General features: G+C 71.5%; 22 protein-coding genes. 16 read left to right on the top strand and 6 right to left on the bottom strand.

Annotated elements, in window-relative coordinates:
- Positions 1 to 13: 13 nt before the first annotated feature.
- The 5 genes from ACQPZW_RS47940 (at position 14) to ACQPZW_RS47920 (ending at position 6,668) form a co-directional block, all read left to right on the top strand.
- Positions 14 to 2,125 carry a hypothetical protein gene (locus tag ACQPZW_RS47940; RefSeq protein WP_433792611.1) on the top strand — a complete coding sequence of 704 codons (2,112 nt, stop codon included), beginning with the start codon at positions 14 to 16 and terminating at the stop codon, positions 2,123 to 2,125.
- A gap of 100 nt (positions 2,126 to 2,225) precedes the next feature.
- The gene (locus tag ACQPZW_RS47935) at positions 2,226 to 2,804 is read left to right on the top strand and encodes a hypothetical protein (RefSeq protein WP_433792610.1); all 579 of its coding nucleotides are present in this window, start codon (positions 2,226 to 2,228) and stop codon (positions 2,802 to 2,804) included.
- 202 nt (positions 2,805 to 3,006) lie between these two features.
- Positions 3,007 to 4,845 carry a site-specific DNA-methyltransferase gene (locus ACQPZW_RS47930; RefSeq protein ID WP_433792609.1) on the top strand — a complete coding sequence of 613 codons (1,839 nt, stop codon included), beginning with the start codon at positions 3,007 to 3,009 and terminating at the stop codon, positions 4,843 to 4,845.
- 3 nt (positions 4,846 to 4,848) lie between these two features.
- Positions 4,849 to 5,838: a DEAD/DEAH box helicase family protein gene (locus ACQPZW_RS47925; protein WP_433792608.1), complete on the top strand. Its 990-nt coding sequence runs from the start codon at positions 4,849 to 4,851 to the stop codon at positions 5,836 to 5,838.
- The gene (locus ACQPZW_RS47920) at positions 5,730 to 6,668 is read left to right on the top strand and encodes a hypothetical protein (protein WP_433792607.1); all 939 of its coding nucleotides are present in this window, start codon (positions 5,730 to 5,732) and stop codon (positions 6,666 to 6,668) included. Before ACQPZW_RS47925 ends, ACQPZW_RS47920 begins: the two co-directional genes overlap by 109 nt.
- Here the strand turns inward: ACQPZW_RS47920 and ACQPZW_RS47915 are convergent.
- The 4 genes from ACQPZW_RS47915 to ACQPZW_RS47900 all read right to left on the bottom strand — a co-directional run bounded on the left by ACQPZW_RS47915 (position 6,626) and on the right by ACQPZW_RS47900 (position 10,321).
- Positions 6,626 to 7,381, bottom strand: a complete 756-nt coding sequence (locus ACQPZW_RS47915; RefSeq protein WP_433792606.1) for a heme ABC transporter ATP-binding protein — start codon at positions 7,379 to 7,381, stop codon at positions 6,626 to 6,628. The genes ACQPZW_RS47920 and ACQPZW_RS47915 overlap by 43 nt on opposite strands.
- Positions 7,378 to 8,358, bottom strand: a complete 981-nt coding sequence (locus tag ACQPZW_RS47910; RefSeq protein ID WP_433792605.1) for a FecCD family ABC transporter permease — start codon at positions 8,356 to 8,358, stop codon at positions 7,378 to 7,380. The genes ACQPZW_RS47915 and ACQPZW_RS47910 overlap by 4 nt, the downstream gene beginning before the upstream one ends.
- Positions 8,359 to 8,522: 164 nt before the next feature.
- Entirely contained in the window at positions 8,523 to 9,533 is a 1,011-nt protein-coding gene (locus tag ACQPZW_RS47905; protein ID WP_433792604.1) for a heme/hemin ABC transporter substrate-binding protein, read from the bottom strand.
- 11 nt (positions 9,534 to 9,544) lie between these two features.
- Complete coding sequence (locus ACQPZW_RS47900; protein ID WP_433792603.1) at positions 9,545 to 10,321, bottom strand: hypothetical protein; 777 nt, start codon at positions 10,319 to 10,321, stop codon at positions 9,545 to 9,547.
- Between the two features lie 173 nt (positions 10,322 to 10,494).
- Here ACQPZW_RS47900 and ACQPZW_RS47895 point away from each other — a divergent pair, with 173 nt between their 5' ends.
- From ACQPZW_RS47895 to ACQPZW_RS47885, 3 genes are all read left to right on the top strand, one after another.
- A complete protein-coding gene (locus ACQPZW_RS47895; protein ID WP_433792602.1) occupies positions 10,495 to 11,637 on the top strand; it encodes an HtaA domain-containing protein in 1,143 nt (380 codons plus the stop codon).
- 257 nt (positions 11,638 to 11,894) lie between these two features.
- On the top strand, positions 11,895 to 12,887 hold the full coding sequence (locus ACQPZW_RS47890) for a WxL protein peptidoglycan domain-containing protein (protein ID WP_433792601.1): 993 nt from the start codon (positions 11,895 to 11,897) through the stop codon (positions 12,885 to 12,887).
- A gap of 109 nt (positions 12,888 to 12,996) precedes the next feature.
- A complete protein-coding gene (locus ACQPZW_RS47885) occupies positions 12,997 to 13,662 on the top strand; it encodes a heme oxygenase (biliverdin-producing) (RefSeq protein ID WP_433792600.1) in 666 nt (221 codons plus the stop codon).
- A 61-nt stretch (positions 13,663 to 13,723) separates the two neighbouring features.
- On the opposite strand, the gene ACQPZW_RS47880 is transcribed toward ACQPZW_RS47885, so the two are convergent.
- Positions 13,724 to 17,443 carry a DUF4132 domain-containing protein gene (locus ACQPZW_RS47880; RefSeq protein WP_433792599.1) on the bottom strand — a complete coding sequence of 1,240 codons (3,720 nt, stop codon included), beginning with the start codon at positions 17,441 to 17,443 and terminating at the stop codon, positions 13,724 to 13,726.
- A 58-nt stretch (positions 17,444 to 17,501) separates the two neighbouring features.
- Here ACQPZW_RS47880 and ACQPZW_RS47875 point away from each other — a divergent pair, with 58 nt between their 5' ends.
- The 7 genes from ACQPZW_RS47875 to ACQPZW_RS47845 all read left to right on the top strand — a co-directional run bounded on the left by ACQPZW_RS47875 (position 17,502) and on the right by ACQPZW_RS47845 (position 24,438).
- A complete protein-coding gene (locus ACQPZW_RS47875; RefSeq protein ID WP_433792598.1) occupies positions 17,502 to 18,593 on the top strand; it encodes a threonine aldolase family protein in 1,092 nt (363 codons plus the stop codon).
- A gap of 259 nt (positions 18,594 to 18,852) precedes the next feature.
- Positions 18,853 to 19,512, top strand: coding sequence for a hypothetical protein (locus tag ACQPZW_RS47870; protein WP_433792597.1), 660 nt, complete (start codon positions 18,853 to 18,855; stop codon positions 19,510 to 19,512).
- Between the two features lie 101 nt (positions 19,513 to 19,613).
- Positions 19,614 to 20,756 (top strand): Gfo/Idh/MocA family protein, encoded by a 1,143-nt coding sequence (locus tag ACQPZW_RS47865; protein ID WP_433792596.1) that lies wholly within the window; start codon positions 19,614 to 19,616, stop codon positions 20,754 to 20,756.
- A complete protein-coding gene (locus ACQPZW_RS47860; protein WP_433792595.1) occupies positions 20,753 to 21,883 on the top strand; it encodes a dihydrodipicolinate synthase family protein in 1,131 nt (376 codons plus the stop codon). The genes ACQPZW_RS47865 and ACQPZW_RS47860 overlap by 4 nt, the downstream gene beginning before the upstream one ends.
- On the top strand, positions 21,880 to 22,671 hold the full coding sequence (locus ACQPZW_RS47855) for a sugar phosphate isomerase/epimerase family protein (protein WP_433792594.1): 792 nt from the start codon (positions 21,880 to 21,882) through the stop codon (positions 22,669 to 22,671). The genes ACQPZW_RS47860 and ACQPZW_RS47855 overlap by 4 nt, the downstream gene beginning before the upstream one ends.
- Positions 22,671 to 23,432 (top strand): sugar phosphate isomerase/epimerase family protein, encoded by a 762-nt coding sequence (locus ACQPZW_RS47850; RefSeq protein ID WP_433792593.1) that lies wholly within the window; start codon positions 22,671 to 22,673, stop codon positions 23,430 to 23,432. The genes ACQPZW_RS47855 and ACQPZW_RS47850 overlap by 1 nt, the downstream gene beginning before the upstream one ends.
- A 94-nt stretch (positions 23,433 to 23,526) precedes the next feature.
- Entirely contained in the window at positions 23,527 to 24,438 is a 912-nt protein-coding gene (locus tag ACQPZW_RS47845) for a phosphotransferase (RefSeq protein WP_433792592.1), read from the top strand.
- Here the strand turns inward: ACQPZW_RS47845 and ACQPZW_RS47840 are convergent.
- Positions 24,435 to 24,773: an ArsR/SmtB family transcription factor gene (locus ACQPZW_RS47840; protein ID WP_093622010.1), complete on the bottom strand. Its 339-nt coding sequence runs from the start codon at positions 24,771 to 24,773 to the stop codon at positions 24,435 to 24,437. The two genes, ACQPZW_RS47845 and ACQPZW_RS47840, sit on opposite strands and share 4 nt — an antisense overlap.
- 239 nt (positions 24,774 to 25,012) lie before the next feature.
- Between ACQPZW_RS47840 and ACQPZW_RS47835 the strand changes: the two genes are divergently transcribed.
- On the top strand, positions 25,013 to 25,384 hold the full coding sequence (locus ACQPZW_RS47835; RefSeq protein ID WP_433792591.1) for a hypothetical protein: 372 nt from the start codon (positions 25,013 to 25,015) through the stop codon (positions 25,382 to 25,384).
- Positions 25,385 to 25,430: the final 46 nt, after the last annotated feature.

The following is a 25,430-nucleotide window of genomic DNA, read 5'->3' as shown; positions in this document are numbered from 1 at the left end:
TATCTTCCTGCGCGTGTTCATCGGACGCCAGGACGAACTGCGGGAAATGCGCACCGCGCTCACCGAGAGCGGGGTGTGCGTGCTCACCGGGCCGGCGGGTATCGGCAAGTCCGCGCTGGCGGCCGCCTCTGCGCCACCGGGGAGCTGGGTGGTGAGCCTCGCCGGGAGCAGCACCGACCCGGACGAGCTGGCCGCCACCCTCGCCGCCGGGCTCCGCGCCCGGATGGGCGATCCAGCGGTCGACGACATCGTCCAGCACTTCGCCGAGCGGGTCGCGGGCGAGCCGGAGCCGAGCCTGCTGATCGTCGACGACATCCCGGCACTCACCGAGGAGCTCGTCGATCGCCTCCTGGTGCGGGCGGCCGGGCGCAGGCTGCGTACCGTCCTGATCACCAGCCGGGTGCCCGGCATCCCGGCGCCGGTCCTGGAGCTCGGGCCGATGGCCGACGCCGAGGCGGCCGAACTGCTGGGCAGCGACGACCCTGACCTTCTCGCGCTCCTCGGCGGGCACCCGATGGCGCTTCGGCTGGCCGGACTGGCACTGCGCAAACACGGTCCCGCCGACCTGGCCGACCGGCTCACCGACGTCCCGTCACCGATCACCGTGCTGCTCCGGGACCGGTTCGACGGTCTCAGTGAGTCGGCGTCCCGGGTGCTGCGGTTCTCCGCCTTCAGCTCGCCCGCCGCCCTCCCACCCGGCGTGCTGCGCCTGCTGCTCGGCCGGGCCGGCGCCGAAGCGGTCGACGAGCTGCACCGGGAGCTGCTGGCCGTCCCGGTCGACGGCGCCCTGCAGGTGCACTCGGTGGTCCGTGACGCGGCCCGGCAGCACCTGCCGCCGGTCGACTGGACCGCGCTGGCCCGCCGGCTCGCCGACGCCGTGATCGACCACCCCTGGTCCGGCCCGATCGAGTCGTTCCTGGTCAACCGGCACGCTGACCGGCTGTCCGGGCGCCCCGACCTGCCGCTGACCATAGTGGATCGGCTGCATCGACGGGTGATCTCCCTGCGCGAGCCGGTCCTGACCGCCCCGCACCACCGTGAGCTGGCCGAACGCCACTTCGACGACCCTGCGGTGCTGGTCGAGGCGGCCGAGATGATGCGGACCGTGGGGGCGCTCGACGAGGCGCGTGACCACGCCGACCGGGCCGTGCCGCTCGCCACCGATCCCGAGCTGCGGAGCCGGGCCCGGCTCCTGCTCGCCGAGGTGCTCGACGACCTCGGCGACACCGGCCGCGCCGACCACCTGTGGACGCTGCTGCGCACCGGCCCCGCATCCCCGGACGTCGAGCTGCGGTTCCTGCGGTCGCGACGGCTGCGCGGCCGGTACGACGAGGCACGGAGAGGGCTGACGGCGTTCATCGATCAGCACGAGATCCGGTACTCGATGCTGGACCGGGTGCAGTCGGCGCAGCTGGAGCTGGCCCGTGCCGAGATCGAGGACGGTGCCCAACCGGAGGCCCGCCGTCGCGCCGCCCGGGTGATCGCCGCACACGCCACCCCCGACCGGCAGGACCATCCGACCGTGGCCCAGGCGGTCGGGGTGCTCGTCGACGCCCGGCTCATCCCGCCGCTCACCGATCCCCGCGAGGACCGGCCGGTCTGGGAGGACATCGAGCGTGAGCTGGGCCGTCTCCGCGAGAACTGGGCGGCCACCCACGGGCCGCGGCACAGCGTCACCCTGTCGCTGGCGGTCGCCCACGGCGAGGCGCTCACCGCTCTCGGCCGGCCGGGCGACACCCTTTCCCGGGTACGCGACGACGTGCGCGACCGTTTCGTCCCGGAGCACCCGGCCCGGTTCCGCGCGGAGATGGTGCTCGGTTTCGCCGCCGCCAGAGGTCACCGCAACACCGATGCGGCCGACCACTTCGACGGCGCGTTCCACGGCTTCCGGGCCACGCTCGGTGACACCCATCCCAACACGCTCCGTGCTGAGCTGGCCCTAGGCGTAGCCCTCAAACTGACCGGCCGCCGCGGCGGGGCCCGGCACATGCTGCACGTGGTGCGGCACGCCCCCGGCAGCGTGGGCATCGGCACGGATCTGTTCCTGCAGAGCGCTTTCGGCTCCGGGTTGAGCGTCTTCCCGTCCTGGCTGTGGCGCCGGTTGACCCCGCAGCCGCGCGAGTGATCCCGGACCGGTGACTGCAGCGCGGTGTGTCAGGTAGGAGACGACCTCAACCGCGGGGACATGCGGTCCGTAACCATTCGTGATAATCGCTGCGGCGGACATGGCGGGGTTGCGGAAGGGAAGCACTGGTGACGACATCGGCGGATGCCCGGCGGCGGGCCGGACTCACAGCGCTGTACCTCGGCATCTTCGCGACGATCTGGCTGAGCGTGCCGGCGAACGAGCCACCCTGGGGGTCTTCCTGGTCGCGGGCAGTGTCGCCGCCCTGCTCACCGCGGGTGCGGGTGGCGCGCTCGTGGTGTGGTCCCGCGCGGAGGGGCTGCTGTCACGGGATGCGGCCGCCGATCGGTGGTACCTGGTGATCCTCGCCGGTGAGCTGGCGGCCGCCGGATTCGGTGCGGTGCTGCTCGCCGTCACCGGCCACTCGGAGTACATTCCGGTGCTCGTCGCCGCGGTCGTCGGGCTGCACTTCTGGCCGCTCGCCCCGGTGCTGCGTGATCCGGCGCTGCGGGTTCTCGCCGGACTGGTCTGTGTGGCCGCGCTGGCCGGGCTGATCACCGGGATGGTGTCGACGGTGTCGCCGGGCGAGGTGGTCGGCTCCGGTGTCGGCGTCCTGTTGCTGGGCTATGCGATCGGCGCGTTGATCCGAGGTGGACTGATCCTGCGGCAGGCGCATTGACGGGTGCCCCGGGACCACGGCTCGTCCAGGTCCGCACCGGTGGGCCGGTGAGAGCCTCTTGCGCTGTCACGGGGCGCGTCGGCCGTACCGAAAAAGGGTTTTAGGGCCTTTCCGTTCCGGGAATGGGGTTTTTGTCGGCGAAGGGCGGTAGGGTGCTGGTTTCCAGCACCTAGGACGCGTAGGACCCCTCTGGGACGGCTCCGTGGAGAAACTGACGAGTCCCGATCCGGCGACGCATGACGTCGACCGGCTCGCCGAGTTGTTCCCGGCCGCGGTGACCGAGGTGGCGGACGCCTCCGGGAGGCCGGTCCGGGTGGTCGACTTCGACCTGCTCAGGCGGCATCTCGGGGATCGGGTCGCGGAGGGTGCGCCGGAGCGCTACCAGCTGGACTGGCCGGGTAAGCGCCGGGCGCAGCGGTCGGTGCGGGAGCCGGCTGCCGCGACGTTGCGGCCGAGGCGCGAGCAGTCCGAGGATTTCGACGTCACCCGCAATCTGCTGATCGAGGGCGACAACCTCGACGTGCTGAAGCTGTTGCAGGAGTCGTTCCTCGGGCGGATCAAGGTGATCTACATCGATCCGCCCTACAACACCGGCAACGACTTCCTCTACGACGACGACTTCTCGCAGACCAGGGCCGGCTATCTGGCCGGGTCGGGGCAGGTCGACGCGACCGGGGTGCCGCTGGTGGCCAATCCGGAGTCGGGCGGGCGGTTCCACTCCAACTGGCTGAGCATGATGTATCCGCGGCTGGCGCTGGCCCGGAATCTGATGACCGACGACGGCGTCATCTTCATCTCCATCGACGATCATGAGATCGACAACCTGCGGAAGATCTGCGCCGAGATCTTCGGGGAGCGCAATTTCGTCGCCCAGATCATCTGGCAGAAGGTGTACGCGCCGAAGAACACCGCCCGGTGGTTCTCCGAGGACCACGACTACATCCTCGTCTTCGCCCGGAACCGGGACCGCTGGCAGCCGCGCCCACTCGCCCGGACCGCCGAGATGGAGGCGCGGTACCGCAATCCGGACGCCGACCCGCGTGGGCCGTGGAAGCCGGAGAACATGTCGGCCCGCAACCGGTACGACGCCGGCGTCTACCCGATCACCACCCCGTCCGGGAGGCTGATCGAGGGCCCGCCGCGCGGCAGCTACTGGCGGATCTCCCGGCAGCGGTTCGACGAGCTGAACGCGGACAACCGGATCTGGTGGGGCAGTGGTGGCGACAACGCCCCGGCGGTGAAACGGTTCCTGTCCGAGGTGTCCGCCGGGCGTACCCCGCAGACGCTGTGGTTCTACGGCGAGGTCGGCCACACCCAGGACGCCAAGCGCAGTCTGCTGCGCTATGTCCCGTTCGAGCACACCGCCAACGTGCTGAACTCGGTGAAGCCGGTCGAGTTGTTGCAGCGCATCCTGCAGCTGGCCGGCCGGCCCGGTGACGGCGACATCGTCCTGGACTTCTTCGGTGGCAGCGCGACCACCGCGCACGCCGTGCTGGTGCAGAACCGGGCGGACGGCGGTAACCGGCGCTTCATCAGCGTGCAGATCCCGGAGCCGCTGCCGGTCGCCGAGAACGGACTGTCGTCGATCTTCGAGATCGGGCTGACCCGGGTGCGCAACGTGGTGGCCGAGCTGCGGGCCTCCGGCGCCTCGGGTGACCTGGGCTTCCGGGTGCTGCGGCTGGACTCGCCGAACCTCGCCGAGCCGCCGGACGATCTCGGCCAGAGCTCGCTCGCCGCCCTGGTGGACCGCGTCAAACCGGACCGGACCGATGAGGACCTGCTGTTCCAGGCGCTGCTCGACTCGGGCCTCGACCCGGGTCTGCCGCTCACCGAGTCGGACGGGGTGTGGGCCGCCGGTGAGGACGAGTTGATCGCCTGCTTGCGGGAGACGGTCACCGAGGACGTGGTCCGGGCGGTCGCCACCAGGCGGCCGCGCCGAGCCGTCTTCCGCGACTCGGGCTTCGCCGACGACGCGGCCCGTCTGAACGCCGACCAGATCTTCGCGGCGCTGTCGCCGTCGACCGACGTGAAGGTCCTGTGACGGGTGCGGCTCCAGTTCACGGTCCAGGAGTTCCAGACCGAGGCGGTGGCCGCGGTCGCCGACTGCTTCGCCGGCCAGCCGTATTCCACGCCCGGGCCGTGCAACGCGCCGCTGGCGACCGATCGCCTTCTGGCGAACGTGCGTGCGGTGCAGCGCCGGGCCGGGCTGCCGCTCTCCGGCGCGCCGGCGGTCAGCGAGGCGGCGCCGGATGCCCCGAACCTCGACGTGGAGATGGAGACCGGCACCGGCAAGACCTACGTCTACATCAAGACGATCATGGAGTTGAACCGGCGTTACGGTTGGTCGAGATTCATCGTCGTGGTGCCGGGGGTGGCGATCCGGGAGGGTGTGCGCAGAGCGTTCGAGATCACCGCGGAGCACTTCCGGCAGACGTACGGGACACGCCCGCGCCCGTTCACGTACGACTCCTCCGCGCTCCACGAACTGGAACGGTTCCGCTCCGGCACCGGCGTGCAGGTCATGATCATAAACTTGCAGGCGTTCAACTCCGCGTCCCGCGAGAACCGCCGCATCTACGAGGAGCAGGACGGTTTCGGGTCGCGCCGGCCGATCGACGTGATTCGGGCGGCCCGTCCGATCGTCGTCATCGACGAGCCCCAGCGCATCGGGTCGGCCCGCTCGCTGGCATCGCTGAGCCGGTTCGACCCGCTCATGGTCCTGCGGTACTCGGCGACCCACCGGGTTCGCCACGATCTCGTGCACCGGCTGGACGCGGTCGAGGCGTACCGCCGCAAGCTCGTCAAACGGATCACGGTGGTCGGGGTCGACGGGGAGCCCGGTGCGGCCAAGCGGCGGATCCAGATCCGCGAGGTGATCCGCGCGCACCTGGACAAGGAGCGGGAGCTGCAGCCCGGGGCGTCAAGGTGCTGTCGCTGCTCTTCATCGACCAGGTGGTCGGATACCGCGACTATTCGCGCGACGACCAGCTCGGTGCCTACGCGCGGATGTTCGTCGAGGAGTACGGTGCGCTGACCGCAGGCGAGCCGGACGGGCCCTACCGGCGTTACCTCGACGGGATCCCGCCCGGGCGCACCCACCAGGGCTATTTCGCCGTCGACCGGCGGACCGGGCGCATGGTCGACGGCAGCGCCTCCGATGTGGACGCCTACGACCTCATCCTGCGTGACCGGGAGCGCCTGCTCTCCCTCGACGAGCCGGTCCGGTTCGTGTTCTCGCACTCGGCGCTGCGGGAGGGCTGGGACAACCCGAACGTCTTCGTCATCGGCATGCTCAAACACAGCGACAACACGGTGTCCCGCCGTCAGGAGGTGGGCCGTGGGCTGCGGCTCGCGGTCGATCAGCACGGGGAGCGGATGGCGGGGATCAACGAGCTGACCGTGGTGGCGGACGAGTCGTACGCGTCGTTCGTCGCCGGACTGCAGGCGGAGGGCGACTTCCGGACGATCACCGACGGCCGGAGGGTGCGGCGTTCCCCGGCTCCGGTCGCGCGGACCAGCCAAACCGTCCCTCGCGTGGACTTCGACTCGTCGGAGTTGGTGACACGGTGTGTGGCCGCCCTCGACGACGGCCTGACGCCACGACGGCATGTCGTGCAGACCGCGGAAGACACCCGGACCTACCCGGTGGACGTCGACAGAATGGTGGACCCGGTGGGCGAGCTCGCCGAGCTGACCCGCCTCACCCGCCGGACGATCGCCGCCATACTCACCGCGATCCGCCCCGGCACGTTCGCCCTCTGCAGCCGGGACGATGCCGCGGAGCTCATCAACCGGGAGAAGGCCGCCCTGATCAGGGAGGCTCAGCGGCGCGGCACGACCAGGGGCGTCCCGGTGCGCGGGTGATCGAAGACCTCCACCTCATGCTGGTAGACGTCACTCAACAACACCCCGGTGAACACGTCCCGCGGCGTCCCCTCGGCCCGCACGCGCCCCTCGGCCAGCACATACGCGCGATCCGCGTACGCCGCGGCCAGCCCCAGATCGTGCAGCACCACGACGACGGCCGCACCGCCGGCGGCTCGCGCCCGTACGGCCCGGAGCACCAGCTCCTGATGCCGTAGGTCGAGAGCGGCCGTCGGCTCGTCGAGCAGCAGCACCGGGGTCCGCTGCGCCAGCACCCGGGCCAGCGCCACCCGCGCCTGCTCGCCACCGGACAGCTCCGGGAACGACCGCCCCGCGAAACCGGTCGTCTCGGTCAGCCGCATCGCCTCGGCCACCGCGCCCTCGTCGTCGGCGCTCTCCGGCCGGCCGTGCCACGGCGCCCGCCCCATCGCGACGACCTCACCGACCGTGAACGGGAACGACAGCGCCGCCTTCTGCGGCAGCACGGCACGCTGCCGGGCCAGCTCGGCCGGCTTCCAGGCGCGCACCTCGCGCTCGGCGATGTCGACGCGTCCCCCGGCCGGCACGTCCCCGGCGAGCGCGGCGAGCAAAGTGGACTTGCCGGCGCCGTTCGGTCCCACGAGTGCGACCACCTCACCGGAGTCGACGTGCAGATCCACGCCGTCGACGACCCGCCGGCCGCCGAGATCGACCCGGACGTCCCGGGCCCTCATCCCCAGCCTCCCGCGCGCGCCCGCGTCCGGCGCAGCAGCCAGAAGAACGCCGGCCCGCCGACCACCGCGGTCAGCACCCCGAGCGGCAACTCCTGGTAGTCGATCGCGGTCCGGGCGATCAGATCGCCGGTGACCACGACCAGGGCGCCGCCGAGCGCGCTCGCCGGGATCAGCACCCGGTGACCGGGCCCGGCGATCATCCGGACCAGGTGTGGCACCACCAGTCCGACGAAGCTGATGATCCCGGTGAACGCCACCGCCGAGGCGGTGAGCAGGGCGGTCGTCACGATCGCGACGATCCGCAGGCGTTCGGTGTCGACGCCGAGGTGCCGGGCCGGGCGCTCGCCGAGGGCCAGCAGGTCGAGGCGGCGGGCCAGGATCACGGCCACCGCCAGGCCGGCGACCGCGCACGGGCCGGCCACCGCGACGGCGCCCCAGGTGGCCTGGGCCAGGCTGCCGAGCTGCCAGAACGCGATCGCCCGGACACCGTCGTCATCGGTCACGAACATCAGCAGGCCGAGCAGGGCGCCCGCCGTCGCGTTCACCGCCACACCGGTCAGGACCAGCGTGACCACCTCCGTGCGGCCCCGGGCGCGCGACATCGCGTACACGATCAGGGTGGTCAGGACGCCGCCGATGAACGCGGCCGCCGCGGTGGTCCAGATCCCGGCGACGGTGACGCCGGTGACGATCGCGGCGGCCGCGCCGACCGCCGCTCCCGACGACACACCGACCACCCCGGGCTCGGCGAGCGGATTGCCGAAGACACCCTGCATCAGCGTCCCGGCGCAGCCCAGCGCGCCGCCGACGATCACCGCGAGCATCACCCGCGGGAACCGGACCAGCCACAACGCGTTCTCGCCCTGCACCGCCGAGGGCAGCGGGCCGAGATCGATCCCGAGCCGGTGCAACACCGAGCCGGCGACCTCGGCCGGTGCGATCGGCACCTGCCCACGCCCGGCGGCAAGCACGCTCACGGCCGCGAGCCCCACCGCCAACCCCAGGATCAAAACCGTTTTCCGGTACGGCCACGGGGCTCTCCGGCCGGACCTGAGGCGTCCACGTCCGGCCGGATCACCCTCGGACATCCGCCGCTCGGCCCCGGTCGGCCCGCGCTCAGGGACGCCGTGATCCTTCTCGGTCAGCATGACCTGTAGACCGCTTTCGCCAGCGCCTCGACGGCCTTACCGGTGCGCGCCCCGAAGTTCAGCAGCACGCCGTCCTCCATGTCGACGATCCGGCGGTTGACCCCGGCCGGCGTCTGCGCCACCCCCGGCAGCTTGAGCAAGCCGTCCACGCCGTCGACCGAGTCGAGCCCCTCGGTCATCACGAGGATCACGTCGGGCGCCGCGTTGATCAGCCCCTCACTGGTCAACGGCCGGAACTTCGTGAGCCCCGCCGCGGTCCCGGCGTCCACCGCCCCGATCGCCTCGATCATCGCGTCCGACCCGGCGCCGTCCCCGCCGATCAGATACACACCCGCCGTGCCCCGCACATACAGGAACGCGATCCGCGGCGGTGCGCCGTCCTTCGGCGCCGACGCCCGAGCCGCGTCGATCTCCGACTGCACCCGGACGACCAGCCGTTCCCCGGCCCCGGCCACCCCGAGCGCCCCGGCGACGGCCCGGATGTGTGCCGGGATCGCCTCCAGCGTCTGCTCGTCGTCGACGATCACCACCGGGATCCCCGAGTCCCGGATCTGCTGCAACACCGTGGCCGGGCCGATGCTGTCGTCGGCGATCAGCACGGTCGGGTTCAGATCGAGGACCGCCTCCGCCGACAGGTCGTGTCCGTGTGGAGTGACCAGGGGCAACGCGGCCGCAGCCGGGAACGCGGTGGAGGTGTCGCGCCCGATCACGCGGTCGCCGAGCCCGAGGCTGAAGACGATCTCAGCCAGGGAGCCGTACAGGTTGACGGCCAGGATCCGGTCGGCCGACGTCACCGTGACGTCCCGCCCGTCCGCCGACGTCACCGTGACCGGCAGTCGCGGCGACGGCGCCGGGTCCAGCGGTGTGACGTCCTCGTCGGCCAGTTCGGCGGTGGCAACCCCACAGGCGCTGGTGGCGGACCGGTCCGGCCCGACCTCACTGACCGTGGTGCATCCCGTCGCGACGAGCACCACCACGACCGCCGCCGTCCCGATTCTGCTCATGGTGGCTCGCATCAACGCTCCCGTCGCTGTCGGACACGACCGGCGAGACCGGTCACCAGGACGCCGACCAGGAACGCGCCGCCGATCGCCCACCAGTGCCCGAGCGGTGTGGCGCTGCTGGTGCGGCTCAGAGCCGGCTCGGCTGCCTCCAGCGCGACCACGGCAGCGGTGGTCGGCGGCCCGGCGGTGGCGAGTCTGCCGGTGGGCGGCCCGACCGGGGCACTCCGGTTTCCGGCCGGCTGGCCACCGCCCGGCCTGTTCGTGGTGACGCCGGCCGGCGGTGCCGTCGTGGATGTGGCATTGCTCACAGTGGACGCCGCGAATCGCACCGGAATGCGCACGTCCTGCGAGCGGTCGCTGGTCCGGGTGTGGTCGTTACGGGTGACCACGGCGCAGCCGCGGACCGCGCAGTCGACGTCCCCGATCATCTGGCTGACCTTGAGCGAGACCCGGAAACTGCCACCCTCGCCGTACGGCGTCGTCAGTCCCTCGGCATAGGACGGTGGGTTCGACGAGATCCACACGGAAGCGCCGGAACCGCCCGACATGTCGGCGCCGCCCCCGCACGGCGAAGGCATCACGCCGGGCCCGTTGTCCAGGCAGAACGCCACGTAGATGCCCTTGGTCGTGTCGTACCCGCGGCCGGTGACGGTGATCGTCTCCCCGGAGCGGGCGATGCCCTTGGTCTTGGAGGCGGTGAGACGCCCGGCCGCGATCGCGGGACTGCCCGTGACGGCGACGATCAGCAGTGCCATGGCGGCGACCGACACCCGCGGCTCGATGCGCATCACGGCCTCCTCCGGCGAATTCGATCTCACATGACCTTGATTGATCCTGAGAGTTAGGTGAGGCTACCCTAACCTAACCCGCAATCGCGGGTCACTGCCCTCTTCGGACCTCGTCGCCTTCGGAGCTCACGCTCCCGGCCGCGTCCACCCCGAAGCTCATGGAAGGAAAGAGCGTGGGCACACTCAACGGCTCGCATCGGGCCGCCCTGTTCGCGAGCGCCATCGCCCTCGGCGCCTCCACGGCGCTCACCGGAGTCACACCGGCGTTCGCCGCGTCGGTCGACGTGGCCGGTGGCAGCCTGGACTGGGGCTTCAAAGCCTCGTTCCGGGCCTACGTCGGCGCCGGCAACGGCAACCCACCGATCGCCACCAGCAACGGGGCGAGCCGCAACGCGGACGGCACCTTCGACTTCCCGGCCACCGGGGGCACCTACGACGCCGCAGCTGGCACCGCAACTGTCAGCTACGGCGGGACGGTCGTGTTCTCGTACCCCCTGCACATGTTCGAGATCACCGTCTCCAACCCGACCCTGGTCGTGGACGGGGACGGCACCGGCTCGCTGCGAGCCGACGTGGACCTCGTCGCCAACAACGGCACCACCGAGAGCCACCTCGACCAGACGGAGGTCGCCACCCTGGTGACCACCGCGCCGACCGTGACCGACGGCGACGTCTCGTTCAACGCGCTCGCGGCGACACTGACCGCCTCCGGGGCATCCGCGTTCGCCGGTTTCTACCAGCCCGGCACCGCTCTCGACCCGGTGACCGCGACGGCCTCGGACTCGTCCGAACCGACCGACCCCACCGACCCGATGGATCCGACCGACCCGGGCACGGGTAACGGCTCGGCGGCGCAGACCATCAAGGCGGCCGTCAGCGGCGGCGCCCTGACCCTGACGTCGGCGGGAACGGCCGTCACCTTGTCGGCGGCGACGCCCGGGCAGACCGCGACCGGCGCCCTCAACGCCGTCACCGTCAGCGATCTGCGCGGCACCAACGCCGGCTGGGACCTGGTCGGCCAGGTCACCGAGTTCAAGTCCACCGGCGGCGTCATCCCGGCGGCGAACCTCGGCTGGACCCCGACCGCCCAGGTCGCGGCCACCAGCCTGGTCGCCGCGAACGGTGTGGCCAACAAGGTCGCGCCGGGCGGCCCGGTTGCTCCCGGCACCGGCCTCGGCGCCAGCCGCACCCTGTGCAGCGCGGAGACCGGAACCAGCCTGGGCAGCGCCACCTGCGGCGCGGCCCTGAACCTCGGCATCCCCGAATCGAGCGCCGCCGGTGAGTACAGCGCCGTCCTCACCCTGACGCTCGCCTGACCCACGGCCCTGACCCGGGCTCTCGGCCCCCGGAGCTCGGGTCCCCGGACCGGATCGGCCAGGTCTCCGACCTGGTCCGGTCCGGCTCGGGAACCGGATCGGATCGGCTTGGTCTCTGGTCCGGTCCGGCTCGGGGCCGGATCGGATCGGCTTGGTCTCTGGTCCGGTCCGGTTCCGGGCCTCGGTATCCGGGTGCGGGAACCGGCCGGGAATTCCGCAACAATTCCCGGCCGGCCCGCCCCATCGTAAGGAGCAACATGACCGTCCGAGGCGTGCTGGCCGCGGTTCTTCTACTGATCCTGGTCCCCGCCCCGGCCCGGGCCGCCCCCGGCGCTGCGGATGTGCGCTGGTCGGTGCAGCCGTCGAGTGCCAAGGGCCCGGACGGCCGCGACTTCATCATCCGACGCGCGGCCCCCGGCGAGACGCTCACCGACTACGTCGGCATCACCAACCTGACCACCCGCCCGTTGACCTTCAGCGTCTACGGCACCGACGCCTACAACACCGAGGACGGCTCGTTCGGCCTGCTCCCGGCCGCGCAGAAGGCCACCGACATCGGTGCGTGGATCGGGCTCGGCGCCAAGGAGTACACGGTCCCGGCGAACACGCGCCTGGACGTGCCGTTCTCGATCACCGTTCCGGCCGGCGCGACCCCCGGTGACCACGCGGGCGGCGTGATCACGTCGATCGCCGAGGAGGCGGTCGACGCGAAGGGTAAGAAGGTCCTGGTGGACCGCCGGGTCGCCGCCCGCGTCTACCTCACCGTCGCCGGTGCGGTCGCGCCAACTCTCACGATCGATACGGTACGGCTGGAGTACACCCAGTCGACGAATCCGGCCGACGGCGGCGAGATGACCGTCAGTTACCTGGTTCGCAACACCGGAAACCTGCGTCTCAGTGGCGCCGGCGCGGTGCGGGTGACCGGCCCGTTCGGCTGGCAACTGGCCCGTACCGAGGCGATGCAGATCCCCGAGCTGCTCCCCGGCGGCTCGGTGACCGTCACCGAGAGGATCGTCGGAGTCCAGCCGACCGTTCGCCTCAACGCCGAGGTCAGCGTCGAGCCCGCGAGCTTCGACCAGAAGCTCCCCGCCGTGACCCGCGGAACCACCGTCTGGGCCTGGCCCTGGGCGCTGGTGATCCTGCTGTCACTGGCCGTCTCGTACCTCGTTCTCCGGTTCGTCCGGCGCAGTCTGTCCCGTAGGCGGTCGAAGAAGCCGCCCACAACACTGGACCGGGCCCCCGCGCAATGAGGATGATCAGTACGACATCGACGTCGTGTCGCCACCCGGTGACAACCCGTTCCCGCCGGCCCGCCGAATCGGGCGCCACCACCTCGATGATCAGGAAGGACGAGCCGACATGACCGACTTCTCCACCCGCCTGCGCCGCGCCACCATGGTCGAGCACCGCGAGGCCGAGACCCGCAGCTTCATCTCCCGGCTCATGGCCGGCGCCGTGCCGATGGCCGGTTTCGCCGCGCTGACCGCGCAGTATCTGACCGTCTACCGGGAACTGGAGGCCGCCGCCGCACGGATGCGTGCCGAGGCCGGCCCGGCCGCCGGGTTCGCCGATCCGGCGCTGACCCGGGCGCCGTCGCTGGAGGCCGACCTGGCCCACCTCTACGGCCCGGACTGGGAGTCGACCGTCACCGTCCTCGAATCCACCCGTGCCTACGCCGACCGTCTGCGCGACCTGGCGGCCACCTCACCCACCCACTTCATCGCCCACCACTACGTCCGCTACCTGGGCGACCTCAGCGGTGGGCAGATGATCGGCCGGACCCTGGCCAACCTCTACGGCCTGAGCGAGGCCGGCACGTCGTTCTACCGCTTCGAGCAGATCACCGACGCCCGCGCCTACAAGGTCGCCTACCGGGAGCGGCTCGACGCCCTGGACCTCCCCGAGGACCAGGCCACCACCATGATCGACGAGGCCCAGCTGGCCTTCCGCTGCAACGCGGCCGTCTTCGTCGAGCTGGGTGCCCTCTACCCGGAGAACCCCGAAGACCTGGCCCCCGCCGCGTGATCCCGGTCTCCGGTGGGGATCTGCCGCGTTGAGCCCAGCCCCCGCGCGGACCGGCTCGTGGTCACGAGCCGGTCAGGTCGGTCAGCTCCCGGAGCAGCTCGGAGACGGTGACGCGATCGAGCTCGTCCAGGACCACGTGGCCACGGTCGTCTCGCCGCCAACCCCGCTCGTGGACGCCGTCGTGCAGGAACACCGTCGTCAGCTCCTGCTCGACGGCCATGTCGATGTATCCGATGGAGAAGCCGGGCTCGAACTCGACGACGAGCTCGTGGCCGGACTCGATGGCGAGCGCGATGCTGCACTGATAGCCGGCGTCTTTCGGGCTCTCCCGCCGCCAGCCCCGGCGCTCCAGACCGAGCAGCCGGCCGGTCTGCACCCGGCGACCCACGAACCGCGCCAGCCGACTGGTCGTGGCCTCCTCGCCGGTGAGCGCGAAGACCGGCCGCCCCAGCTGCGCGAACGGCTGAAGGATCTCGTAGTCGGCGAAGACCGCCGCCCAGTCCGCCAGATCGTCCCCGAGGTGGAGCGGGTGCGCCACACCGACCACGGCGTCATCCGGGAGCGTGGTGGCCTCGTCGTCCACGGTGGAGAGTGTCCGGTCCTCGGCGATCCGGAACGCGCCGGTCGTCTCCTGGTCGAACCGGGCCCAGACCAGGCGGCGCACCAGATGCCACAACAGCGGGTGGTCGACGAACAGGCGGCGGAAATCGGCCCCCGACCAGCGACGGTTGGTGACCATCGCCCGCTCCAGGCGGCGCAGCTGATCGGCGGCCACCGTGCGGACGTCCTTCTTCAAGGTGGCGAACCGCTGGTGGGCGGCCGGAGCCAGAGTCGCGTCGTCCCGGACCCCCGGTTTGGGCAGCGCCTTGAGCCGCCGGCCGCCGGGCTCCGTGACGAACGGCTGGAGATTCTCGTCGAAGCCGACGACGAACCGGCGGGGGCCGTAGTCGAGGAGCAGGCTCCCATCGGCGTCCAGGCCGAAGTCGGGCACCAGGCGGTCGGCCAGCTGCTCGGCGGTCAGCCCCAGCTCGGCGCCGACCTCGGTCATCTTCTGCACGGCTGCGGTCCTCAGACCGGCGAACTTCGACCGTTGCGCGATCGTGTGCAGGCACATCAGGGCCACGTCGGTGCCGATCGAGGCGAGCACCTGCAGCCCGATCACCGACTTGTTGTGGCCACCGTCGCCCGGCCACGCGAGGATCAGCGGTGACAGCCGGCGCACCGAATCGTCGTCTCCGAGATGCCCGAGCGCCTCGAACGCCCATCGCTCCTTCCACACGGACCCGGACGTCTGCCACAACTCGAAGAGGCTCCACGCGAACGCCGCGAGGCTCGACGGCTCGCACGCCTCCCGAACCGTCGCGAGACCCGCTGAGGGCGGACCCAGCGGGGAGAACGCGAGCAGGACGAACAGGTTCGCCACCGCCTCGTCGGGTAGAGACCCGGACCCGTCTCGCAGCAGGACGGGCCGGAGCACGCCGGGCGTCGCCCACACCGGAACCACCGGGATCTTCGACGGGTCGAGTGCGGCCGGATCGGCGGTGATCAGCGTCTCGACGGCCGCGGCGGCCGCGTCGCCGTAACCGCGGGCGGCGGCCCGAACCGCCTCCGAGTGGCCGCCGTTGTGCAGGGCCAGCAGTGCGTTCTCGGCCTGCCGGCGGGCCGGTCCGAGTCGCCCGAGCGCCGGTGGGATCAGGGCACGTGCGGCTTCGGCCGGATGCCGGAGCAGCCACGCCAGCGCGTCGTCGCGAACGCCCTTGAGCCGGGCCAGCCAGTCGGCCATCAGCACCGCGATCTCCGGGCCGGCGAACGGCTGCAGCGCGGGGGCGACATCGACCGGGGAGTGCGGAGCCAGGCTCATCAGCGCCGGCAGCGCGTCGGCGCCGAACCGTGCCGTGATCAGGCGCATATACGTCCCGGCCATCCACGGGTCGTAGGGTCGCCACTCCAGGAGTGTGGGGTGGGCGATCTCCTCGGCCGAGTCGATGAAGAACAGGAAAGCGTCACGGAGCGGGAGCTGATTGCGGAGCACCGCCTGCCGCCGCACCTCCGGATCCCACCGGCCGTCATGGTCGTACCGCTGGAACGGCAGTGCCGCCCACTGCTCCCGCTCACCCGGTAGCCAGTCGAACGTCATCGGATCGTCGCAGGTCAAGCCGGTGATGATGGTCGGGGCGGCCGGCTCCGGAATGTGTCGCCACGGTGGGTCGGCGAGGATCGGCGGCACCGCCGAGAGCGGGGCGGCCGTCACGGCGGCGGCCTCGGTGAGCACCTCCTCGACCCGCACGGCGGCCTCCGCGCTGAGCTGGGGGATCACCCGTTCTACCAGGGCGCTGTGCCTCAGCAGGTGCCCGCGGAACAGGGCGGCGACGGCCGGGTCTCCGGCCGCCTCGGCGAGCAGCCGCAGCACCCGGGCCGGATAGCGCTCGGCGTGGTCGAGCAGAGCCGGCTTGACGTGTTTGACGTTGATCCGCTGGATCAGCCCCCGGGTCGCCTCGTCACCGGGAAGGGCCGCCAGCAGCGGCAGCAGCCGCCGCTGGTCGTCGGTCAGGTGACACGAGTCGTCGAACCAGTCGAACAGCATCGGCGCGGCCGCCGCGCCGACCCCGTCGACCATGGTGACCAGCAGGTTCATCGAGTCGGTGATGGTATCCCGCGCGGCGAGCGGGGCCAGCGCGGTCACATCGTCCGCGGTGGCGGCCGCCATGAGCAGCAGGGTCGCCAGATAGTCGTCGCCGGCGGCCACCGCAGCGTCCCGGTCCTCCTCGAACCAGGCACGCTCCTCCGGAACGAGAACGGCGACGGCGGCCCGGGCGTGGGAGCCCCCGGCGCGGTACGCCCGAAGCGCAGCCACCACCTGCGCATACGTCGCGTCCGGTGCGGCTGCGAGAGCCTGGCGCACCCGCAGCAGGGTCCGCATGGCGCCGCACGGATGCCGGGCCGGACGGCTCTCCCCCGGCCGCCGGTGACGCACGCCCCGACGCTGCCGGGACGGGTCCGGCGATTCGTCGTCCAGCAGGATCAGGTCGGTGAAGGTGACCGCGGCCTCGGCGGCGAAGACCAGTCCACGCTCGCGAATCCACATGTCGGCGAAACAGTTGGCCCAGTCACTCGACTGCCAATGCCCGTCGTCCGCGGTGGCGGCGACGGCGGCGGCGCCCAGCGGGGTCGAGTCGGCCGCGCCGTCCAGCCAGGCGAGTGCCTGCCGGCGGGTCTGCTCCTCGGTGGTGGGCGCCTCGAGCACGGCCCGAACCCGATCCGGCCGCCGGGCGAGCTGAGCCTCAGCAGCGGCCCGAGCCTTCGGATCCCCCGTGAAACGGCCGACCCCGGCACTGCCCCGCCGGGGCGTCCGCACCCGGGCCCACGCCGCCGAAAGAACGAGAACGTCCTCGTCCACCTCCTCCGCGGCCATCGGGCGGGAGGGGGCGATGCTGCTGACGGAGGCCGTGGGCCCGGTGCTGACAGCGGCCACGGTGCTCATGGAGACCGTGGGCCCGGTGCTGACAGCGGCCACGGGGCTCATCGAGGCCGTGGGCCCGGTGCTGACGGCGGCCGTGGTCGGCATGGAAGACGGGCCGGTCGTCTCCGCATAGCCCTTGCGGAGCTTCTCGTTGATCAGCTTTGTCTCGTGCGTCGTGGCGGTGATCTCGTCGGGCAGCGTCTTGACGCTGGTCTGCCCCTGGGCGCCGAGCCGGCCGAATCTGACCGTCACCTGGCCGCCCGCCCGGGAGATCTCCCAGAATTTGGCCGACGATCCCTCGACGAGCTCGAAACTTCGCATGGGCCGCACAGTAACGGCCAGGTCCGACAGGAATCGAAGATCATGGGATCATCCGCAGATGTCCGACGAGAGGCTGCGCCGACTCAACGCGATGCGTGACTGTGACCGGATCCTGTCCGGTGTCCGCCCGAAGACGATGCGGGACCGGATCGCCGACATCGAGGCCGGTGGTGATGTGGACGAATGGCCGGACTTCTACGGCGACGGGCCGGTCGAGGTGCTGGAGGAGCGGGTGGCCGGCCTGCTCGGGACCCAGGCCGCCGTGTTCTTCCCGACCGGCACGATGGCTCAGCAGGTGGCGCTGCGTTACGGCGCCGACCGGACCGGGATCCCGGCGGCCGCGCTGCACCCGCTCGGCCATCAGGAGGTGCACGAGCGGCATGCGTACGCCGAGCTCACCGGCCTGCGAGGGGTACGGTCCACGACCGAGCGGCGCAATCCCACGGCTGCCGAGATCGCCCGCCTGGGCGAGCCGGTCAGCACCGTGGTCGTCGAGTTGCCGATGCGGGACGCCGGGTTCGTCCTGCCGTCGTGGGACGAGCTGGTGGCGGTGGCGAAGGCGGCTCGTGCGATCGGCGCCCGGGTGCACTTCGACGGCGCCCGGATCTGGGAGTCGACCCCGCACCTGGGTCACTCGTTGCGGGAGGTGGCGGCGCTCGCGGACAGCGTCTACGTGTCGTTCTACAAGTCGCTCGACGGGATCAGCGGGGCGGTGCTCGCCGGCACGGAGGACCTCGGCGACTACGCGCGGGCGTGGCGTCACCGCTACGGCGGGACGATCTTCCAGCAGTGGCCGGCCGTGCTCGCCGCGCTGGCCGGGCTCGACCGGGAGTTGCCTCGGCTTCCGGACTATGTGCGCCATGCCCGTGCCATCGCTGAGGCTTTGTCGGTTCTGCCGGGAGCCAAGGTCTTCCCGCAGCCGCCGCACACCCACCAGTTCCGCCTCTGGCTGCCGTTCTCGGCCGATGCGATCGGCGCGGCCGTTCTCGCGATGGCCGAGCGGGACGGCGTCTGGTTCGCCGGTGGCTGGCAGGACGCGGACGTGCCCGGCTACGCGGTGACCGAGGTCACGATAGCCGCGCACGCTCTGGAGTGGACCGCCGCCGACGTCGCCGAGGTCGGCGCCCGTCTGCTGGCCGAGTTGACCTGAGGACGAGCCGCGGCGGGTCACCTCGATGATCTGCCGCGGGTTCTCCGGTCACCGACTCATCTTTCACTCCGAGTTACCGAGATGGGATCCGGCGCTCAACTGGAATGGCTGTCGATGCGCCCACGAACAGGGGATTTCGACGGGTGAGGCGTTTCCTCGGGGCCTGCCGGCGATTCGTCTTTGCTTACCCTTCGTGACGGCGTTTCTGCGAAATGCGGTTGCGGTGACCGGCGATGATCCGACGTGGAGGGTGATGCGCGTGGGTACCTGGCTGGCGACGATCCGATTCCCCGACGGCACCGAGCGGTACGCGGACTACAGCACCGTGGTCGAGTCGATGTGCCACCCGCTGTATCCGGAGGTGTGCCGGACCGGCGAGATCCTGCCGAGCGGTGACGAGTGTCATCGTGACGAGGCGGTGGGCGAGCCGCTGCCGTACGACCGTGGCGCCCCGATCTCCCCGGTCGACGAGTTGGTGCTGGTGACGGTGGCGCAGCAGCCCGACGACGACGTGTGGCACGCGCTGTACTGCCCGAGCAGCGCGATGGTGGTCGGCCCGCTCTCCGACTTCTACCGGTACGCGCTGCAGGAGGACTACGACCTGATCCGGGACGGCGACGGTGTCCGCCATCTGTGCCGCTGGGCGCGCTCGCCGGCGGTCTGTGGTGCGGAGCCGGCCGGTGACCGGAGTGGTCTCTACTTCCCGTCACCCGGCATGCACTGGAGTGAGGAGACCGACGGGCCGTACCCGGAGTCGCCTCACGCCCCGGACCTGTTCGCCGAGTGGAATGCCCCCGACGTCTGCCGTCCGTGCCTTCTGGCCTGGCTCCGCGAGCCCGAGCCGACGGCGGCGGAGGAGCCGCTGCGGGAGCCACCGTCCACATGGTGGACTCGTGTCAAACGCTCCTGGCAGGGCTGACCGCCACCCGAGATCAACTGGGCCTTGTCCCGAGCGCGGAAGACGCCTACGCTGCCAGCAGCAGGAAAGCGCTTTCCTAGTAAACTCCGGAGGGATACCGAATGGCAGCGCGTAGATCGATAGGCATCGTCGTCAATGGTGTCACCGGCCGGATGGGTTACCGCCAGCACCTGGTCCGTTCCCTTCTCGCCATCCGTGAGCAGGGCGGCGTGCCGCTCGCCGGGGGTGGCCACATCTGGCCCGAGCCGATCCTGGTCGGCCGTGACCCCGACAAACTGGCCGCCATCGCGGCGCGGCACGGCCTCACCGAGTGGACCACCGATCTGGACGCGGCCCTGGCCCGTCCGGATGTGGAGATCTACTTCGACGCCCAGGTGACCGCCCAGCGGGAGAAGGCGATCCGCCAGGCGATCGGCGCCGGAAAGCACGTCTACACCGAGAAGCCGCTGGCCGAGAGCTCGGCGGCGTCGATCGAGCTGGCCGAGCTGGCCGAGGCCGCCGGCATCCGCAACGGTGTGGTCCAGGACAAGCTGTTCCTCCCGGGTCTGCGCAAGCTCAAGCGCCTCATCGACGGCGGCTTCTTCGGCCGGATCCTGTCGGTCCGCGGCGAGTTCGGCTACTGGGTCTTCGAGGGCGACTGGCAGGTCGCGCAGCGGCCCAGCTGGAACTATCGGCTCGCCGACGGCGGTGGCATCGTGATGGACATGTTCCCGCACTGGAATTACGTTCTCGAGGAGCTGTTCGGCAACGTCCGTACGGTCCAGGCGACCACGGCGACACACATCACCGAGCGGGTCGACGAGCGTGGCGAGACGTACGCGGCCGACGCCGACGACGCCGCCTACGCCATCTTCGAGCTGGAGGGCGGCATCGTCGCCCAGCTCAACTCCTCCTGGACGGTCCGGGTCAACCGGGACGAGCTGGTCGAGTTCCAGGTCGACGGCACCGAGGGCAGCGCCGTGGCCGGTCTGCGCGGCTGCCGCATCCAGCACCGGGCGTCCACCCCGAAGCCGGTGTGGAACCCGGATCTGCCGCTCAGCGGCAAGTCGTTCCGCGACGAGTGGGCCGAGGTGCCGGACAACGAGGAGTTCGACAACGGCTTCAAGGTGCAGTGGGAGGCGTTCCTGCGGCACGTCGTGGCCGGCGAGACGTTCCACTGGGACTTCCGCTCCGGCGCCCGCGGCGTGCGACTGGCCGAGGCCGGCCTGCAGTCGGCCCGCGAGGGCCGGCGGATCGAGCTGTGAGCACCGTCGACCTGCCCGGCGGCCGGCGGCTGACCCTCTCGGCGACCGGGTGGGTCAGGCCGGACAGCGCCCCCACCAGCCGGATCGCGTACGCCGCCGCGCACGTCGTGGCGGACCCGCGCGCCGACAACTCCCCGGGCGCGCCCGCGGCCCTCGACTGGGAGCGGACCCTCGCGTTCCGCCACCACCTGTGGTCGCACGGCCTGGGCGTGGCCGAGGCGATGGACACCGCCCAGCGCGGCATGGGCCTGGACTACACCGCCACCCGGGAGCTGATCCGCCGGAGCGCGGCCGAGGGCGGCGGGCGGATCGTGGCCGGGGTGGCCACCGACCAGCTCGCCCCCGGCCAGGTCACCCTGGACCAGGTCCGGCGGGCCTACTCCGAGCAGCTCGCCGACGTGCTCACCGCGGGCGCGGCGCCGGTGCTGATGTGCAGCCGGCATCTCGCCGCCACGGCCCGCGACGCCGACGACTACCTCGGCATCTACCGCGAGCTGCTCGACGAGTCGGACAAGCCGGTGGTCCTGCACTGGCTGGGCACCGCGTTCGACCCGGCGCTGGAGGGCTACTGGGGCTCGTCCGACGTGGACAAGGCCACCGAGACCGTGCTGGAGCTGATCAACAGCAACCCGGCGAAGGTCGACGGCATCAAGGTCTCGCTGCTCGACGCGGACCACGAGATCGGCCTGCGCCGCCGGCTGCCGGCGGGTGTCCGCCTCTACACCGGCGACGACTTCAACTACCCCCAGCTGATCCGCGGCGACGAGCAGGGCTACTCGGACGCGCTGCTCGGCATCTTCGCGGCGATCGCCCCGGCCGCGGCCACCGCGTTCGCCGCCCTGGACCGCGGTGACCTGGACGAGTACGACCGGATCTTCGCCCCCACGGTCCCGCTCTCCCGGCACATCTTCAAGAAGCCGACGTTCTACTACAAGACCGGCATCGTCTTCCTCGCCTGGCTCAACGGCCACCAGGACCACTTCACCATGGTCGGTGGCCTGCAGTCGGGCCGCTCGGTGCCGCACTTCGCCGAGCTGATCGAGTTGGCCGCCACCGCCGGGCTGCTCACCGACCCGGACCTGGCCGCTCACCGGGCGAACCGATTCTTCGAGGTGATGGCCGGATGAGCCGTTTCTCCTTCAACCAGATCACGGCCAAGCAGTGGGAGCTGACCGAGCTGGTCAAGGGGCTGGTCGACGCCGGTGTGGACAAGGTCGCGCTGTGGCGCGAGCCGGTCGCCGAGTACGGCCTGGAGCGCTCCGCCGCCCTGGTCCGTGACGCCGGGCTCTCCGTCACGACCCTGTGCCGCAGCGGGTTCTTCCAGCTCGACGGCTGGTTCGACGACAACCGCCGCGCCATCGACGAGACCGCTGCACTGGGAGCACCCGTCCTGGTCCTGGTCTCCGGCGGGCTGCCCGAGGGGTCCAAGGACATCGCCGGCGCCCGGGCCCACGTCGCCGACGCGATCGCCCGGCTCGTCCCGCACGCGGCTGCCGCCGGGGTCACCCTGGCGATCGAGCCGCTGCACCCGATGTACGCCGCCGACCGCTGCGTCATCAACACCTGGGACCAGGCCATGGCGATCGCCGAGCAGCACCCGGTCGGTCAGGTCGGTGTCACCGTCGACACCTACCACCTGTGGTGGGACGACACGGTCCTGCCGAAGATCGAGGCGGCCGGCGAGCGGATCGCCATCTACCAGCTCGCCGACTGGATCACCCCGCTGCCGGCCGGCGTGCTCACCGGCCGCGGCCTGCCCGGTGACGGCTGCGTCGACTTCCGCGCCTTCCATGCCGCGGTGGAGAAGGCCGGATACACCGGCCCGATCGAGGTCGAGGTGATGAACGAGGAGCTCTGGCAGCGTCCGGGACCGGAGATCCTGGCCGACACCCTCGCGGGATACCAGGGCCTCTGATGTTCCTCGGCGTCTCCACATTGGGCTGTCCCGGTCTTCCGCTGGACCGGGTGGCCCGGATGCTGCGCCGCCACGAGGTCGGCGCCGTGGAGTTGCGCTGTGCCGAGGACGAGCCGGTGCACACCGGCCTGAGCAGTGCCGGGCGCCGGGCGGCCCGGACCGCCCTCGACGGGCTCCGGGTCGTCGGCCTGGCGACGTACGTGCGGCTCACCGACGGTGCGGCCGGTCTCGCCGAGCACCTCGACCTGGCGTACGACCTGGGTGCCCCCGCCCTGCGCCTGATGCCCGGCGGCGACGGCGACCCGGCTGTGCTGCTGGGCCCGGCGTCCGCCGCGCTCGCCGCCGCGGTGGCGATGGCCAAGGGCAGTGGGGTATGTCTGCTCGTGGAGACGCACGACGCGTTCCCGTGTGGCGCCGACGTGCGCCGGCTGCTCGAGACGTCCGGCGCCGACGGCAGCGAGGCCGGCGCGGTGTGGGACGCCCTGCATCCGTGGCGGGCCGGTGAGTCCCCGGTGCGCACCGCTGTCGAGCTCGGCCCGTGGCTGGCCGAGGTGCAGGTCAAGGACGTGGCGAGCCCGGCCGACCGGCGTCCCCTGGTCCCGGGCGCGGGGACGGTGCCCAACGCCGAGGTGCTGACCCTGGCCCGGGCGGCCGGGTTCACCGGCCCGGTCGTGCTGGAGCATGAGGCCCGCTGGTATCCGGACGCCGCGCCGATCGACGACGCCATCGCCGGGGCGCGCCGCCTGTTCGACCGCGTATGACCACCGGTTCGCGGTCAACGAAGCCCGCGAGCCGGTCCTACGCCGTTCGAGCGCTAGGTTGGTGGCGTGGCGTTCGACGAGGGGGAGGTGGTCCGTGGCCGGGATCGACACCCCGACCGGCTACACCCGTCTCGAGCGGGTGCGTACCGGGGCTGACGCCGACGTCTACCAGGCATGGGACGAGCGGGCCGGCCGGTGGGTCACGCTTCGTCTCTACCATCGGTTCGTCTCCGGCCGACCCGATGAGGCGGCGTTCGCGAAGCATGTGGCCGCCTGGGTGGGCTTGGTGCGCAACGCGTCGATCGTGCCGGTCCGGGCCGGTGGGATCACCGCGACCGGGCGCCCGTGGCTGGCGCTCGACCGGGTCGAGGGCCTTCCGCTCGCCGAGGTGCTGCGTGACGACGCGCCGACGCCGGCCTCGGCGCTGGAGATGACGATCGCGCTGGCCGATGCGCTGGCCTGGGCACATACGCTGCGCCCACCCCTGATCCACGGCCGGATCCGGCCCGAGCACGTGATCGTCGGCCCGTCCGGCACTCCGATGCTCACCGACTTCGCCACGCCGCGGCCGTCAGGGGCGCCGACACCGAGCGGCGACGTGACCGACCTGGCCGCGCTGCTCTTCCGCATGCTCACCGGCACTGCCTGGCCGGGCCGCGGCGAGCCCGACGACCGGATCATCGCGGTCTGGCCGGGCCTGACCGGGCTCCTCGACGAGGTGTTGACGCCGGTCCCGGCAATCGAGTCGATGGCGGTCTTCGCGACGCGACTGCGGCGGGTGCGCGACGCGGCCGAGGCGGTGCTCCCGCTCCCGGCCGCGGCGACCGGCGAGATCATCACGGCTGCGCCGGCCGAGATCCAACCCCCGGGGAGTACGACGGGAGGCGTCCCCCGGCGGTGCCGGCCCTCGTCGCGCTGCTGCGTCGGCTCCGGTCCCGGTGACCGGCTGACTGCGGGAGCCGACGCTTCCCGGAGCCGGCTAGCGACGCTTTCCGGAGCCGGCTAGCGACGCTTTCCCTGGGCTCGCAGCTCGACCAGCAGCCCGTCGCGGTCGGTCAGGACGGCGCCGAGGATGCGGCGGCCCGCGGCCAGCAGGTCGGCCACGTCCGGGGTGCTGAGCGCGTACATGACGAGCGCGCCGTCCCGGAACGAGGTCACGATGCCCGCCCGGCGTAGGACGGCGAGCTGCTGGGACAGGTTCGACGCCTCCACATCGATCTCGGCGAGCAGGTCACGGACCGGTTGCGGGCCGTCCTGGAGCAGCTCCAGCACCCGGATGCGGACCGGGTGGCCGAGGGTCCGGAACATCTCGGCCTTCGCCTGGTACAGCGGCACTGACACGTTTCGTCCCCTCCGCCGACAATCCAGCTCCACCGGTCTCCAACCGTGCGGTTTCGGGTTCGGTTACGGCGTACCCCTGAAGTGATGTGCAGTTTCGTATTTGAAGAAATCTTCAACTGACGGGTGACACGGAACATCAACCCATGACCCGGCTGACCGCAGGCGGACATCGTGTGCGACCGATTCCGGCCGGTGTCGTACACGCTCGGCGCAGACCCGGACCGAGTGGAGGACCCGATATGCCCGACATGGACGTAGCCCTCAAGGACGCGATGCAGATCGACGGCGCGATCGGCGTCGCGCTGGTCGACCGGTCCAGCGGTATGGCGCTGGGTATCGCCGGCGGTGGGCGGGAGTTCGATCTGCAGGTGGCGGCCGCCGCCAACACCGAGGTGGTCCGGGCGAAGCTGCGCACGATGGAGATGCTGAGCCTGCACGAGAAGATCGAGGACATCCTGATCACGCTGGACTCGCAGTATCACCTGATCCGGCCGCTGACCGGTCGCTCGGGGCAGGGCCTGTTCCTCTACCTCGCACTCAACAAGGACCGGGCGAACCTGGCGCTGGCCCGTCACCGGTTGAAGCGGATCGAGGGCAGCCTGGACATCTAGCCCCGTCTCGTCCGCTGACCGCATTCGCACACCTGTACGAGTTATC

This window comes from Actinoplanes sp. CA-252034 (assembly GCF_050956125.1).
Lineage (GTDB): Bacteria > Actinomycetota > Actinomycetes > Mycobacteriales > Micromonosporaceae > Actinoplanes.
Note: the sequence above shows the minus strand (reverse complement) of the source record. Positions and strands in the feature narration are given on the sequence as shown.